Raw genomic sequence first — 13,387 nt, 5'->3', positions numbered from 1 at the left:
CCCCTATACTTTTAAATATTTGTGGATTGTTACGCGACTTCCAATGAGTCCAATCATAATTCCAAATAATGCCGCCACTGGTACTAAGTTTTTGTATATGTCAAAAATGTTCATAAAGATTAAATAATTACTGATTAGCACAAACTCAGTCGTTACAAGTTCAATGACTTTTTCATAGAATACATAAATAATGGATAATGGGATTACCGTTCCTATAATGCCAATAATGGCACCTTCTATAATAAATGGACCTTTTATAAAAGCATCTTTTGCTCCAATATACTTCATGATTTCGATTTCTTTTTGCCTTGTTGATATACCAAGTCGTATGGTATTGGATATCAAGAATATAGAAATAATTAGTAAAATGGCTACTAAAACAAGGCTAGCATAACGCACCAATGTATTGAAACTTTGCATGATTTCAACAACCTGCTCTGCTTGCCTAATATTTCTGACATTCGGCAGTGCTTCAATGTATGCAACCAAATCCTTTTGAGTTTCTAGTCTAGCAAAATAAACTTCCAAAGATGCTGAGTCTTTTAATGGATTTTCACCTTCGAAACCTGCCAGTTGATCCTCTTTTCCTGAAAAATATTCATTCTTAAAACTCGTCCAAGCTTCCTCTGGTGATATATAATTCACTTTATGGACTTCATTTCTTGCTTCTAGAAGGTTCTGTATTTCTATAATTTGCTCCTCGCTTGTACCTTCATCAAAAAACACTGTCATCCCCATGGTTGTTTCTATCGCCTCTAACATATAATCCATATTGACACTCACCGTATAAAAAATGCCAACCATAAATATACAGGCTGATATGGTCGTAATAGAAGCGAAGGACATGAGCTGATTTTTAATGATGTTCATAAAACCTTGGCCCATTAAATAAAAAATCGTTCTAATTTTCATAGCCGTAATCCCCCTTTTGCATGTCTCTGATGACACGACCTTCTCTAAGGGTTATGACGCGCTTTTTCATCGAGTTTACAACTTCCTTGTCATGGGTTACCACTACGACGGTTGTCCCTCTTAGATTGATGTCCAAGAGCAACTTCATAATCTCCCAAGATGTTTTTGGATCTAGGTTTCCCGTTGGTTCATCTGCAAGCAAAATCGGAGGATTGTTGACAATCGCTCTTGCTAAGGCTGCTCTTTGCTGCTCACCACCTGAAAGCTGTTTCGGATGCATATTTGCTTTTTGCGACAATCCCACAAGGGAGAGCACCATCGGTACATTCCGTCGTATGGTTCTTATTGGTGCTTCAGTCACCTTTAAAGTAAAGGCTACATTATTATATATCGTCATTTTTTCCAACAATCTAAAGTCCTGAAATACAACACCAATACTTCTTCTTAATTTTGGTATCTTACTTCTTCTTAACTTGGTAATATCTTTTTCTTCAATATAGAGATTACCACTTGTCGGATTGATTTCCTTCATTAGCATTTTAATAAGTGTTGATTTCCCAGAGCCTGAACTTCCGACAATAAATACAAAGGCTCCCTTTTCTATCTCAAATGACACGTCATCCAAAGCTTTTACACCATTTGGATACACTTTTGTCACATTTTCTAATCGAATCATTTTAAGCCTCCCAGCGCCTTTAAGCCAACTGAACTTCTTTAAAAAAATGCATTCATTCTTCTAACAAGTTATGTTAAGTCACTTATGTGAATCTTTCTAGTCATTGGTCAATTTGTCAAAACCATAAAAGTATGTGTCTTAGAAAAAGCAAACTTGGTTATCAACACCAAACTTGCTTTTCATGTTCTAGAGAATCAAAACCGAATAACTATTTTGAATCTATAATCCTAATAATCAGATTCAACCATGTATTTCATGTATTTTACGACCATTAAAGCAATCTTGAAAGTTATTGCATCTTCAAAAACTCTCAAATCCAATCCAGTGTTTTTTTGTAGCTTATCTAAACGATACACTAAAGTGTTTCTATGGATATAAAGCTGTCTGGACGTTTCTGAAACATTAAGACTGTTTTCAAAAAACTTATTAATGGTGGATAATGTTTCTTCATCAAAATCATCCGGTGATTTATCTTGGAATATTTCGGATATAAACATCTTACATAAAGGAATGGGCAGTTGATAGATTAGACGTCCAATACCTAAACGGCTATAAGCCATAATATGGGTTTCTGTATAAAAAATCTTGCCAACTTCTAATGCCATCTTTGCTTCTTTATAAGACCTTGATACATCCTTAATATCCCGTACTGCTGTACCGATGGCTATAAAAACCGAACTCATAGCTTCAGCATTTAAGGTGTCCAGAATCATTTTTGCAATACGGTCTATTTCCTCTTGGCCATCGGCCTCTTTTAGTTCCTTAACTAGTATAATGTTTTTCTCATCTACAGCTGTTATAAATTCCTTGGTTTTAGATGGGAATATATTTCTAACCACTTCAAGAGCGTTATTGTCTTTTTCCATTTTTGTTTCAACAATAAAAGCAACACGTTTAACATCCGTGTCAATATGAAGTTTTTTGGAACGGTTATAAATGTCGACCAGCAATAAATTGTCCAGCAGAAGATTCTTAACAAAGTTGTCTTTATCAAAACGTTCTTTGTAAGCCACTAGTAAATTTTGGATCTGAAAGGATGCAATCTTTCCAATTTTATATACATCTTCTGCCTCACCTCTTGCTGATATAACATACTCAACTGTATTGTCATCAAAGACTTTGAAAAACTGGTATCCTTGAACCAACTGACTTTCTGCCTGAGAGTTTACAAAATCAGGAACAGCAAAATTGTATTCATCCATTTTATCTTCTTCTGTTGCGGCTATTACTTTACCTTCTGCATCCATAACACTGAGTTCAATTCTTGTTATGGTTTTAAGTCCGTCAATGGTCGTTTGCAATATTTGATTAGATATCATATGATAGTCTCCTTATACTCAATATTGAGCTACTCGTATAGCTACAATTCATTTCGAGCTAAACCTAATTCTATTCTATAGCATATTATTCAAAATTAAAAGAGGAAATACACATTTTTGTGCATTCCCTCTCATTTAATTTGGTTTAATCTAGTTTGTAATGACTTGCTCTGTTTCTTTATCAAATATATGTAGTCTTTTCAAATCAAATGCTACCGTTACAGTTTCACCTGGTTTAGCTTTTGATCTTGGACCTACTCGAGCGGTGCAATCATAATTATCAACTGAGCCAATCAAGATAATCTCTGCGCCTAGCATTTCTGTAACATTAACTTCGAAATTAACCAAAGCACCTGGGTGAGATGATATAAAAGCGTCTTCGTCATGAATATCCTCTGGACGAATGCCTAAAATAATTTCTTTGCCAACATAGCCACCATCAATGAGTTTTTGTGCTTTTTCTTCTATCAATATAACTGAGTTGGTGCCAAAAAGTAGTGTCACTTCATTATCGTTTTTTTCCACCTTTGCTTCTATAAAGTTCATTTGTGGTGAACCAATAAAACCGGCAACAAATACATTGTTAGGTCTTTCATATAAATTTGAAGGAGAATCACATTGCTGAATTATTCCGTCTTTCATAACGACAATTCTTGTACCTAGGGTCATAGCCTCTACTTGGTCATGGGTAACATAGATAATTGTTGTTTGAAGTCTTCTGTGTAGCTTGGAAATCTCAACACGCATCTGAACCCTTAATTTAGCATCTAAGTTGGATAAAGGTTCGTCCATAAGGAATACCTTAGGTTCTCTTACAATTGCACGTCCCATGGCAACACGTTGTCTTTGGCCACCTGATAAAGCCTTCGGTTTACGATCTAATAATACTTCTATGCCGAGAATCTTTGCTGCTTCTTGAACGCGTCTGTCTATTTCCGCCTTTGGTGTTTTACGTAATTTTAGCCCAAAAGCCATGTTATCATAAACGGTCATGTGTGGGTATAGAGCATAGTTTTGGAAAACCATAGCAATGTCCCTATCTTTGGGTTCTACATCATTAACCCTTTTATCACCAATATAAAGTTCGCCTTCACTGATGTCTTCAAGGCCTGCAATCATCCTTAGTGTTGTAGACTTGCCGCATCCGGATGGTCCAACAAAGATGATGAACTCCTTGTCTTCAACATCAAGACTAAAATCCTGTACCGCTGTTACATTTCCAGGATATACTTTTTTAATACCTTTTAAAGATAAACTTGCCATAATTACGCGTGCCCCCTTGCGAATAGTTGTGATTATAAGTGCATTATTTTGCAACTGTTAGATACTGCTGTTACTCATGAAAATAACTATACTATATCTAATTGCTTAAAACCACTGGTTAATTCAACAAAAGGCCTAGACACAATTTGTTCATATTGCATACGGCTTATTCTTTCATGTATTATTGAACACATCCTTCGATTATTTATAGAGATTATAACGAAATTTTATAACAGCTTTATCATTATTCTATGCCGTCTATAGGCATCTTCACCGAAGTTGGCTTGCTTTTTTCGACAACTTATGAAGCTGAACTCTTCGATTTGATTTTAATTTTTTTACCATTTACATATTTCTTAACATAATGCCCATTTTTCAAGGAAGAAAGTCGGGTTTCTATAGTAAATCTTCTAAAACTCATAATGCTCATACTCTTTAAACCCTTCTCCAAGTACTTCTCGAACATCTGTTACAATAACAAATGCTCTTGGGTCTGATATTTTAACAATTTCTTTTAGCTTGACGATTTGTCTTTTCGAAACAACGCAAAAAAGTACATGCTTAGCTGAAGCTGTAAACATACCTTCTCCCGTTAAGCCGGTTACACCTCGGTCAAGTTCCGACATTATGTTTTCAGCTATGGTTTTATGATGATCTGAAATGATGAATGCAGCTTTTGAAAAATGCAACCCATCTAAAATGGCATCAATAACTTTCACAGAAATAAAAACCGAAATCACCGCATACAATGTTGCTTCCGCTCCAAAAAGTAGAACACCTGAAAAAATAATGATTGAATCCAAAATCATCATGATTCTAGCCACCGATATATGCTTAATGACATGTTGGATTAGACTGGCAGCAAGATCTGTACCTCCTGTAGTTGAAAAAGCCGAAAAAACCAAGCCTAAACCAACACCCGCTAATACGCCGCCGAAGATACTAGCAAGAAGAATGTCTTTCGTCAAAACCGGTACCCACTGTGTATAAAAAAGAGCAAAGGATAAAAAAAAGGTTGCAAATAGACTCCGTCTACCAAAATCCTTGCCTTTGACAATAATCGCCATAATAAATAAAGGTATATTGATGACCATGTTGGTCAACCAAAGAGGTATACCCTCTTTTACTATATCTAAAGTTAATCCTTTAACAATAATAGCTATACCTGTTACACCTCCTGTGACCATATCTAAGGGCTCAAAAAAAGCATTAATTGCAATGGCCAATATGGTCACACCAACGATGATATACAGATAATCCACCCAAGCTTTTCGTGTTCTAATTAATTCCATCATCCGTCTCCTATAGGTATTTTTTACCTTCGACTATAACCTTAAACATAAATATGGGGAGTTTAAGCATTCTTTTAGCACGCGTGGGTTGTGTGATCAAACGGTAGAACCATTCCAATCCTAGTTTTATGAAAAGCTTCGGCGCCCGCCTAACCTTCCCTGACATACCATCAAAAGATCCTCCAACCCCCATTAGCACATTTGCTTTTAATCTATCTCTATTGTTTTTTATCCAGTATTCTTGCTTTGGCGCACCAAGTCCAACGAGAAGAAAATCCGGGTCTGTAGCATTGATACGCTCAACTATATCCTGATCGTGATCAAAGAATCCATTGTGTACACCTACAATCTTTAAGTTGGAATATTTATCCAGCATTTTTTCCTTAGCCAGTTCAGCTACGCCTTGACCGGCACCTAAAAAATATACGCTTACTTCTTTATTTTCAATCTGTCTGAAAACCTCTTGAACCAAATCATAGCCTGCCACTCTTTCCGGTAATGGTTGACCTAGTATTTTCGAAGCAATGACAACACCTATACCATCCGGAACTACTAGTTCACTATCATTAAGTACGGCTTGTAGCTTAGTGTCATGATAGGCCTCCATAACAATTTCTGGATTTGGCGTAAAAACAGAAGCTTTCTTCCGTTCTTGTAAACATTTTACAATGAAGGCTGCAGCTTCTGATCTTGTGACATGATGAAACTTCGTACCTAATATATTTATGGTCCTTCTATTTGCTATCATTTTAATGTGTACGCCCCCTTAATCATAACAAAGGCTTTTTCAGTAATCTTTATACCTCTTCCATCATCTCTGGAGATTAAGAGATGATGCTGCATAGGTACAAAAGCTCCCCCCTTAAGGTCGACGCCTTGTGTCAGATCCGCCAACCCATCGCCATTTTCGCCTTGAATAACTGTTGCTTTTCCCGCTCGTAAAATAAGCTCTGTTCCGCCACCACACAAAATCGTATCCCCTACTTCGGCCTCCACAACAATAAAACTGTTGCCTGACTGGCCGGCAATCTGTTGATCTATGTAAGCATAGACGGCCTTCATATCTATTTTTTCTGATTCATCTGTTGACCCAGTTGGGTTAATTTTAGCCAATAGGGTTGTCATGATTTCATTGCTTTTTTGGTCCACATAAGATTTTGTTACTAATGGGTCATTTACCGTACCCGGTTCTGTAGATCCTGCTTCCGTACTGATACCAACAATCCAAGTGACCATAATGACCATACATAACAAACCAATTATAATACTTATTTTTTTCTTCATCTTAAGCCACCTCATTCTTTATTCTTCTGTATTTCCTAGAACTATGATAATCTGATGCGTCTGATTCATCAATTCCGGTTGAATAATCATTTCAGAATCCTTAAAAAATGTTTTTATTTCTGTATATGCCTCAGATATGGGGACATATATTTTTGTCTTTTCTACGGGCTTATTTTCATAATCTACAGCTTCAATAGGATCATAGCCTTGTTCCTTTAATTTATCTCTTGTTTTACCTGCAAGCCCTTTAATATTAGTACCATTTTGCACAGATATGGTCAAGGTTTTTATATCAATAATCTCCTCCGGTGACACATCTATAACAGCTTCATCAATACTGTCTGAAGCTAGATATGGTTCATTGATGATTTTATCCAAGAGTTCTTTAGTTGCATCATAATCATAGATATAGTAAGAACCACCCTTATCACTAGGGTCTCTTGGCAACATGTGCATAACAAAGTTCTCCGGCTTGATTCGATCAAGGAATATTAAATAATCCACTGCTTGCTCAAAATTAGTATCCACCTTAACCAAAACAGCACCGACCACATTCACCATATTCAGTCTATTTTTTGTATTCAGCAACTGTTCTACAAAAGCTTTCATAAATACTTGTTGCATCTCAACACGGCCTACATCAGCACTGGCATAACCTGATCTAAATCTGACCAATTGTTCGGCTTGTGCACCGTTAATATATTGTTCACCCTTTTTTAAATTAATGTATAAATTCTGCAATGGGTCACTGTATTTCATATCCATGGGTATGTCTATCTTGATTTCACCAATCGTGTCAACGATATACCTAAATACATCTAATTTGATGTTCACATAATAATCAATAGGAATACCAAGGTTACTCTCAAGAACTTCTACAGATGCCTCATTTCGATTTTCATTCACATAAGCTGGTATGGCATTGATTTTGACAACCTGGTTCACATCATTTCTTCGTTCTTTGATTTTACTGTACATATCATCAGGTATTTTAATCCTTGTGTCTCTCGGAACCGAAAGTATGTCTACTTTACCACTTTCATGATGAAAAAATACAACCATAGTTACATCTGTCCGATAGCTATCTTCATCCACTCCAAAAACAGCAAAAGTGGTCAATTTTTTGTCACCGAAAATATCTTTTCCATCGGGATCAGCCGCATTTGCAGCCCCATACTCTGTTAAATTATATTTAGATAAATCTAACATACCTCCAATACTATTACCCATAACAACAACATAAATTACTGTACCAATACCGACGACTGCCATGAGCAGCGCAAAGGTAGATAAAAATATTTGTATGAATTTATTGACCAACTGTTTTTTTTGCTTTTTTTTCGACACAATGAAGCCTCCTATATACGATCTTTATACATCCTTATGAACTCTTTTTATACCATTAATCCTTAGCTTATTCAAATTAAAATCTATGAACTCTACTTTCCACTTGTCTCGTTTCTTAATGATGGATTAGGCTAGCTAGCTGGTCAAACACTTATAAATCATCTGCGGTTGTTGAATTATGAATCAGTGCATCTACAGCTTCTCTTGCTTCTTCTAAATCATAGTACTGAAACCATCTTTCATCGACCATCTCTCCGTATGAAGGTATGGTCATCATGTTCTCCGGTGACAACACATGTTCTAACTCTAGATTGAAAAAAAATTCGGCGTACTTTAACATAACAACCATGCCAAAATCCGTATCAATATACTTATACCCTTTTGAAATCAACTGGCTAATCTGATTGAAATCTCCAGAACCTAAAACTTGATCCACCATAGCAGCAATGAAAGCTTGCTGGACTTGAATTCTTTGCAAATCACCCATTCTGTACTTACGGTACCTAACCAGTTGCTCGGCTTTATCCCCATCCAGCAGTTGGGGTCCAGGTTGTAAATCTATATACAAATCTTGTACAGGGTCTGAATAATACATTCTTTGGGGCACATCAAATTCAACACCACCTACTGCATCCACCACTTCACGTAAACCTGATGAATCAATGGTCATAATATAATCAATCTTTAAACCTGTTATACCTTCAACAATCAGCCGTATATCTTCAAGAGCTCTCTCATCCCATCCTATTAGGGAATATATTTCGGTGAGCTTAGCATGGATTATCCTGTTTTTGGGATTGTTTTTTTTGATGGTTTTGAAAGGCTCTTCATCAAAGTAGATTTCTAAGTCTCTAGGTATGGAAATAAGCTGTACCTTATTCTCCTTCGGGTCAATGTGACCAACCATAAGAACATCTGTCAAACCACCGGATGTGTCAAAGCCAATAAAAAGGCCGTTAATCGATTCCGGTATGGTATTTTCTGCTTCTTCTGCTTCCCGTTCAGCATCTAATTGGTCTTGATCCCTCATCTTTTGAGCTTCTAACTCTATTCTTGCTTGTTCCTCAGCAATTCTTTCTTCACCCTTCATTTCTATAACAGCAATAAAGGACATAGCTATAATACCCAAAGTTATGCCCAACAATAAGCCCATATGGTTCGAAAATTTATCCATTCATGTTACCCTCCATCTTCACTTCCTATATAATAACATATTTTTCACAAAATAAAAGCTTTGTAACACTTATTTAAAGGTTGGATATATTCCTGAATTCTTGTATAGTATAGTTAGTCAATTTTTTAAAGAAAGAAGGTGTCAAAATGATTAATAACCCTGTAGCATTCGTCACCGGAGCCTCAAGGGGTATTGGAGAAGCCATTGCTATAACCTTAGCAAAAAACGGTTATGATTTGATTATAACTTCCAGTAAAAGTCAACTTGCCTTAGAAAATGTCGCCCTGAAAATTGAAAAGCTTGGTGTACGCTGTCTGTGGATAGCCTCGGATGTTAGCTCGTATGAAGATACCCAAAGACTTTTTGAGCGTATCGCAGATTATACAGATCATCTAGATCTAATGGTTAACAATGCCGCTTGTTCTTATGTGGGCTTATTGACAGATATGTCCCTCGAAACATGGCACCATATTCTTAATACAAATCTTTCCGGTTTATTCCATACCAGTAAATTTTCTATACCCATGATGGTTGCCAAAAAAAAGGGGGTGATTCTTAATATCTCTTCTATTTGGGGTGCTTCTGGTGCCTCCTGTGAAGTAGCCTATTCCGCTTCAAAAGGGGGCGTTAACACCTTCACCAAAGCATTAGCCAAAGAACTGGCACCTTCAAATATCCGTGTAAATGCTATTGCTTGTGGTGTGATTGACACACCAATGAATGCATGGCTATCCTCTTCTGAAAAAGAAAACCTCATTTCAGATATTGGTCTTGGACGTATGGGTACACCTCAAGATATTGCCAATATGGTATTATTTCTCGCCTCTGATGCTTCCGCCTATATTACCGGACAAATCATCACCGTTGATGGGGGTCTATAATCTGCTATATGGGCAATACTAAAGCCAGACGAAAGATTTTCGACTGGCTTTAGTAAATTATTTTGCTTCCTGCTTTGTCTATACTGTTGCAACCATAACCGCTTTAATTGTATGCATCCGGTTTTCTGCCTCATCAAAAATAATTTGAGCATGTTTTTCAAAAACATCTTCTGTAATTTCATAACCCTTTACAGCCGGCAAACAGTGCATCACAATGGTCTCAGACTTGCACGTCATTTCCAGTAATCCTTGGTTGACTTGATAAGGCTTTAATAATTCAAGTCTTTCTTCTGCCTCTGCTTCTTCACCCATGGATACCCAAACATCGGTATAAATCACATCTGCGCCTTTTACTTGAGTAATCTCTTCTGTACACACAATTTCAGCGCCTGATTCTAAGGCGTATTCTTGACAAACCTTAATCAAGTCCGGTTGAGGCCACAAACTTTTAGGGGCAATGACTTTGAAATTAATACCCATCTTTGTCATTCCGATCATAAGACTGTTACCCATATTGTTTCTTCCATCGCCTATGTAGACAAAATTCAAGCCTTTCAACTCACCAAACTGTTCTTTTATGGTTAATAAATCCGCCAGAATCTGTGTTGGATGGTAATCATCTGTCAAGCCGTTCCATACCGGTACACCACTGTACTTAGCTAATTTTTCAACTACGTCTTGCTTAAAGCCTCGAAACTGTATGCCATCAAATAATCTGCCAAGAACCCTAGCGGTATCTTCTACGGATTCTTTGTGCCCTAGCTGAATATCATTTTTCCCTAGATACTCAGGATGACCACCTTCATCAACACATCCTACGGTAAAGGCACATCTTGTTCTTGTTGATGGCTTTTCAAAAATCAGTGCTATGTTCTTGCCGGCAAGCAATTCTCCTTTAATTCCCATACGTTTCTTCTGCTTTAGGTCCTTAGATAATTCAAGCAAGTATTCAAGTTCTGCTTTGGAAAAATCTTTCAATGTCAGAAGACTTCTACCTTTTAAATTTACTGCCACATCATCACCTCTGTATTATTATTCATAAAAACTTATATTTATAATATATCAATTCTTACTGTCTGTCAAGGGTTATCCTTTTGACTGAAACTAAATGACGCTTCTACAGCATCTGAACTTAAGGGCCTAAAAACCTCTCTTTCAATTTCTGTAACATATTCTTTTTCATTATTTATTGCTTCATCCTCAAAATACTCTTGAGAATTTATAACCATTTTACCACGGCGATCGATTCGGTTGTATCTACATTTATTGTCTTTAATTTTACCTTTTACTACATCCATCAACTGAATTTCTAGGAGTGTTTTTACCCTGGCTTTAATGTTCTCATCTTCAACAGGAAAGAACAACTCTACCCGGCGGTCGAGGTTTCTTGGCATTAGATCCGCACTTGAAAGATAAATTTCTTCATTTTCATCATTTGCAAAGTAGTAAATTCGGCTATGCTCTAAATATTTTCCAATAATACTTCGAACCGTAATGTTATGACTTATGCCTTCAATACCCGGAATTAATGAACATACACCTCTGACGATTAATTCAATCTCAACGCCTTCTATTGAAGCTTTATAAAGTTCCTCAATTATTTCTTGATCACATAATGAATTCATTTTTGCAATGATTTTTCCTTTTTTGCCTTGAAGGACGTGTTGTATTTCTCGGTGAATCAGATCAACAAACTTCCCTCTAAGTCCTGTCGGTGCCATAGCTATTTTTAATAATTTGGGTGTGTCTGAATAGCCCGAAATGGCATTAAAAATCGCAGATACATCTGCACCTATTTTTTCATTACAAGTTAGCAAACCTACATCCGTATAGAATCTTGCTGTTATATCATTATAATTTCCTGTTCCTAGATGAACATAACGCCTTATGCCGGAAGCCTCACTTCTAACAATCAATGTGACTTTACTGTGTGTTTTTAACCCTACAAGTCCGTAAATAACATGGCACCCAGATTTTTCAAGACTTTTGGCCCACTGTATGTTATTTTCTTCATCAAATCGAGCCTTCAACTCCACCAACACCGTCACTTGTTTACCTGCTTCAGCCGCTGCGGCTAATGCTTTAATAATCGGCGATTGACCACTGACTCTATAGAGCGTCTGTTTAATAGCCAGGACCTTATCATCTTTTGCAGAAGACGTTATAAGCTCTACGACGGCATCGAATTTTTCAAAAGGGTGGGAAAGAAAAATATCCTTCTTTTGAATCGCTTCAAATAGGTCTGTTTCACCTAACAGATCTTTGGGTTCACAGGGATCAAAATCTCTAAACTTAAGGTGATCATAACCTTTGAGACCATACAATTTCATTAAAAATGTCAAATCAACCGCGCCAATAATATAATAGATATCCTTGGAATGAATATCAACAGATTTCTTCAACTTTTTTAAAAGTTTAGGGTCTATATGGCTTTGAACCTCAAGCCTTATCCCCTCACCCCATTTTCTTTTTTTGATAGATTTTTCGATTTCAATTAATAAGTCCTGGGCTTCCTCTTCATCTATTGATAGGTCCGAATTTCTGGTTAATCTATAGGCACTTGAACACTTAACATGGTAGCCCACAAAAATCTTATCAATATTATTCATGATGATATCTTCAAGTAAAACGAAGGATTTTTCCTCTTTATTTCCACTTGGAACTGTAACAAATCTAGGTAACACCGAAGGCACTTGTATTGTGGCAAAGACCTCTTCATCATCCTTTTTAAGGATCACAGCTACATTAAGACTTTTATTCAAAATTAAAGGAAAAGGCCGACTGGCATCCACACCCATAGGCGTTAATACGGGATAGATGAAGTCTTCAAAATATTCATCAAGATAATCGTTCTGATCCTGATTCAGCTCTTTTGGAGACAAAAAGTAGATACCCACTTTTTTCAACCCCGGTATGATGGCTCTTTTATATAGATTACCCCTATCTTCAACCATTTCATGAGTATAGGCGGTTATGGCTTCTAGCTGTTTGCTTGCATTCATACCCGAGAAATCCGGTTTTTCATAACCTACATTGACCTGTTCCTTTAAAGATGCTACCCGTACCATAAAGAACTCATCTAAGTTGGAACTCACAATTGAGAGAAACTTAATTCGCTCAAAAAGTGGGTTTTCCGGATTCTGTGCCTCTTCAAGTACCCTTCTGTTAAAGCTTAACCATGACAGCTCTCGGTTTTCATATAATTGACAATCTTTTAAATCTACATTCATTTCATAGCC

12 protein-coding genes are annotated in these 13,387 nt (G+C 36.7%); 1 reads left to right on the top strand and 11 read right to left on the bottom strand.

Translation table 11 applies throughout. From position 1 onward, the window contains the following. Positions 1 to 3 precede the first annotated feature (3 nt). The 9 genes from ftsX to P0N36_RS00610 all read right to left on the bottom strand — a co-directional run bounded on the left by ftsX (position 4) and on the right by P0N36_RS00610 (position 9,267). Positions 4 to 912, bottom strand: a complete 909-nt coding sequence (gene ftsX / locus P0N36_RS00650; protein ID WP_275840766.1) for a permease-like cell division protein FtsX — start codon at positions 910 to 912, stop codon at positions 4 to 6. Then, the gene (gene ftsE, locus P0N36_RS00645) at positions 902 to 1,588 is read right to left on the bottom strand and encodes a cell division ATP-binding protein FtsE (protein WP_275840765.1); all 687 of its coding nucleotides are present in this window, start codon (positions 1,586 to 1,588) and stop codon (positions 902 to 904) included. Before ftsE ends, ftsX begins: the two co-directional genes overlap by 11 nt. A 227-nt stretch (positions 1,589 to 1,815) precedes the next feature. Then, the gene (locus P0N36_RS00640; protein ID WP_275840763.1) at positions 1,816 to 2,907 is read right to left on the bottom strand and encodes a PucR family transcriptional regulator; all 1,092 of its coding nucleotides are present in this window, start codon (positions 2,905 to 2,907) and stop codon (positions 1,816 to 1,818) included. A 150-nt stretch (positions 2,908 to 3,057) separates the two neighbouring features. After that, positions 3,058 to 4,170, bottom strand: coding sequence for an ABC transporter ATP-binding protein (locus P0N36_RS00635; RefSeq protein ID WP_275840762.1), 1,113 nt, complete (start codon positions 4,168 to 4,170; stop codon positions 3,058 to 3,060). 410 nt (positions 4,171 to 4,580) lie between these two features. Beyond that, the gene (locus P0N36_RS00630) at positions 4,581 to 5,462 is read right to left on the bottom strand and encodes a YitT family protein (protein ID WP_275840761.1); all 882 of its coding nucleotides are present in this window, start codon (positions 5,460 to 5,462) and stop codon (positions 4,581 to 4,583) included. A gap of 10 nt (positions 5,463 to 5,472) precedes the next feature. Then, on the bottom strand, positions 5,473 to 6,210 hold the full coding sequence (locus tag P0N36_RS00625; protein WP_275840760.1) for a WecB/TagA/CpsF family glycosyltransferase: 738 nt from the start codon (positions 6,208 to 6,210) through the stop codon (positions 5,473 to 5,475). Then, entirely contained in the window at positions 6,207 to 6,746 is a 540-nt protein-coding gene (locus P0N36_RS00620) for a hypothetical protein (RefSeq protein ID WP_275840759.1), read from the bottom strand. Before P0N36_RS00620 ends, P0N36_RS00625 begins: the two co-directional genes overlap by 4 nt. Before the next feature lie 18 nt (positions 6,747 to 6,764). Next, on the bottom strand, positions 6,765 to 8,093 hold the full coding sequence (locus tag P0N36_RS00615) for an LCP family protein (RefSeq protein WP_275840757.1): 1,329 nt from the start codon (positions 8,091 to 8,093) through the stop codon (positions 6,765 to 6,767). A gap of 151 nt (positions 8,094 to 8,244) precedes the next feature. After that, positions 8,245 to 9,267 (bottom strand): LCP family protein, encoded by a 1,023-nt coding sequence (locus P0N36_RS00610; protein WP_275840756.1) that lies wholly within the window; start codon positions 9,265 to 9,267, stop codon positions 8,245 to 8,247. Positions 9,268 to 9,413: 146 nt separating this feature from the next. On the opposite strand from P0N36_RS00610, the gene ymfI reads away from it, so the two are divergent. Then, complete coding sequence (gene ymfI, locus P0N36_RS00605; RefSeq protein WP_275840755.1) at positions 9,414 to 10,148, top strand: elongation factor P 5-aminopentanone reductase; 735 nt, start codon at positions 9,414 to 9,416, stop codon at positions 10,146 to 10,148. Positions 10,149 to 10,226: 78 nt separating this feature from the next. Here the strand turns inward: ymfI and argF are convergent, their stop codons facing one another. After that, on the bottom strand, positions 10,227 to 11,162 hold the full coding sequence (gene argF, locus P0N36_RS00600) for an ornithine carbamoyltransferase (RefSeq protein ID WP_275840754.1): 936 nt from the start codon (positions 11,160 to 11,162) through the stop codon (positions 10,227 to 10,229). 65 nt (positions 11,163 to 11,227) lie between these two features. Continuing rightward, positions 11,228 to 13,378 carry an RNA degradosome polyphosphate kinase gene (locus tag P0N36_RS00595; protein WP_275840753.1) on the bottom strand — a complete coding sequence of 717 codons (2,151 nt, stop codon included), beginning with the start codon at positions 13,376 to 13,378 and terminating at the stop codon, positions 11,228 to 11,230. Positions 13,379 to 13,387 lie beyond the last annotated feature (9 nt).

The sequence above is a fragment of the Petrocella sp. FN5 genome (assembly GCF_029210395.1).
GTDB lineage: Bacteria > Bacillota > Clostridia > Lachnospirales > Vallitaleaceae > Petrocella.
Note: the sequence above shows the minus strand (reverse complement) of the source record. Positions and strands in the feature narration are given on the sequence as shown.